Annotated in this window: 2 protein-coding genes and 1 pseudogene; 2 read left to right on the top strand and 1 reads right to left on the bottom strand. The window is 67.4% G+C overall.

Annotation, left to right across the window (positions count from 1 at the left end):
- Positions 1–643: anthranilate synthase component II (locus tag ACWELQ_RS44225; RefSeq protein ID WP_452402936.1), on the bottom strand; the 643-nt coding region annotated here is incomplete at its 3' end.
- Positions 644–768: 125 nt separating this feature from the next.
- Between ACWELQ_RS44225 and ACWELQ_RS44220 the strand changes: the two genes are divergently transcribed.
- Together ACWELQ_RS44220 and ACWELQ_RS44215 are read left to right on the top strand one after the other, a co-directional pair.
- Positions 769–1,824 carry a phosphotransferase family protein gene (locus ACWELQ_RS44220; RefSeq protein ID WP_452402935.1) on the top strand — a complete coding sequence of 352 codons (1,056 nt, stop codon included), beginning with the start codon at positions 769–771 and terminating at the stop codon, positions 1,822–1,824.
- A gap of 80 nt (positions 1,825–1,904) precedes the next feature.
- Positions 1,905–2,218 (top strand): annotated as a pseudogene (locus tag ACWELQ_RS44215) (DinB family protein); the annotation flags it as partial.

Genomic DNA, 2,218 nt, shown 5'->3' with positions numbered 1-2,218 from the left:
GCCCTTGGCCGGAATCCACACTCGGGCGATGGATTCCGGCCAAGGGCACGCCGGAATGACGATACGAGGTGGTCAGGTCGGCGAAATTGCGAAGCAGCAACTCACCGTGCTCGCTGGAAATCGACTCCGGGTGGAACTGCACGCCCCACTGTGGGCGAGTGCGATGCCGTACCCCCATGACCACCCCGTCCGTCGCGGTCGCGGTCACCTCCAACTCCGCGGGCAACGGCCGACCCGCGCACAGCGAGTGATACCGCACCGCCGAGAAGTCCTGCGGCACACCGGCGAACAGATCCCGTCCATCATGGGTGATGCGATCCGGGTACCCGTGCCGGGCCCGCGGCGCGGCCACGACCTCCCCGCCCACCGCGAGAACGATGCCCTGATGCCCCAGGCACACACCCAGCAACGGCAGTTCGGCCCGCGCGATCACCTCGGCCGAGATGCCGAAATCGCGCGGCACATCAGGCCGTCCGGGCCCGGGGGAGATGACGATATTGTCGAAGCGCTCGAGCCCCAGCTCCTCGATCGACCCCACCTCGTCATTGCGCACGACGACAGGCTCGACCCCGTTCACCTGGCTGATCAGCTGATACAGGTTGTAGGTGAACGAGTCGTAGTTGTCGATCAACAAGGTGCGCATTTGAGCCAGCACATTACGCCTGGCCCCGTGACACTCCGCGTTCCGACCTGCGCGAACGAGTCGCCCGCCACTACTGCTGGCGGACGCCTTCAGTTTCGCCCGTGGCCTACGGCACAATGGGCGGCATGTCTGTCGCACAGCCGGTCGAAGTGGATCGTGACGTCGTCGATTTCGCGATCGTCGGGAAATGGATGGAGGCGCAGGGCTTGCCCGGCGGCGAGTTCGAGGAGGTGAAACCGCTCGGCGGCGGCACCCAGAACATCATGCTGCGCTTCCGTCGCGGCGGCCGCGAGTACGTGCTGCGCCGCGGGCCCAAGCATCTGCGCAAGGCCAGCAACACCGTCATCCAGCGCGAGTCCCGCATTCTCGGTGCGCTCGGCGACACCGAGATTCGCGCACCCAAGGTGATCGCGGCGTGCCCCGACGAGTCGGTCATCGGCGCGTCCTTCTATCTGATGGAGCCGATCACCGGCTTCAACCCGCAGAACGAACTGCCCGAACTGCACGCCTCCGACCCGGAGGTGCGGCGGCAGATGGGCCTGTCGGCCGTCGAGGCCATCGCGCGGCTCGGTTCGCTCGACCACGAGGCGCTGGGTCTCGCCGACTACGGCAAGCCCGAGGGCTTCCTGGAACGCCAGGTGCCGCGCTGGCTCAAGGAACTCGACTCCTACGCCGTCAACGAGGGCTACCCCGGACCGGAGATCCCGGGCGTGCAGCAGGTCGGCGACTGGCTCGACCGCAATCGTCCCGCCGACGCGAAACCCGGCATCCTGCACGGCGACTGCCATCTCGCCAACATGATGTTCTCCTTCGACGGCCCCGAAGTGGTGGCCATGGTCGACTGGGAGATGTCCACCATCGGCGATCCGCTGCTGGATCTGGGCTGGCAGATCGCCACCCGGCCGGTGCCCGGCACCACCGGCGCGGCGCTGGTCGGCTCGCTGGGCGGCGTCGGTGGCCTGCCCACGCCGGAGGAGATGATCGAGCACTACGGCCGCTTCTCCGACCGTGATCTCAGCAGTGTGACCTGGTACTCCGTGCTGGCGTGCTTCAAGCTCGGCATCGTGCTGGAAGGCACGCACGCGCGGGCCTGCGCGGGCAAGGCCCCCAAGCAGGTCGGCGACTTCCTGCACGCCATCACCCTCGAATTGTTCGAGAAGGCACACCGGCTCATGGAGTGACGGCAAACCTGTCGCCATCTTGGTGACGATTGGCAGAATATTGGTGGCCGATAAACTAGCGCCACGTTAGGTTATCGGTCATGCCGATCGTTCCCGATGCCAAAGACTGGACCTGGGTGCTCGAACGCACCTGCGCCGAATGCGGATTCGTCCCCGAGGACACCGCCTTCGACGCCGTGCCGGGAGTGACCCGCGACAGCGCCGCCCGCCTGACCGCCGCCCTGGCGCGCCCCGACGCCGGGCAGCGCCCCGACGATGACACCTGGTCGACGCTGGAGTACGCGGCACACGTTCGCGACGTGTGCCGCATCTTCACCCACCGCCTCGACATCGCCCGCACCGGCGCCGCCCGGCCGGGCCCGGCCATTCCCGCCTACGACACCGCGGTCACAGT

This window comes from Nocardia sp. NPDC004722 (assembly GCF_053601505.1).
This window is presented reverse-complemented; position numbering and strand designations above follow the sequence as displayed.

Coding starts and splice junctions, on each gene's coding strand:
- ACWELQ_RS44220 (WP_452402935.1), top strand. CDS start 769: ATGTCTGTCGCACAGCCGGTCGAAGTGGATCGTGACGTCGTCGATTTC.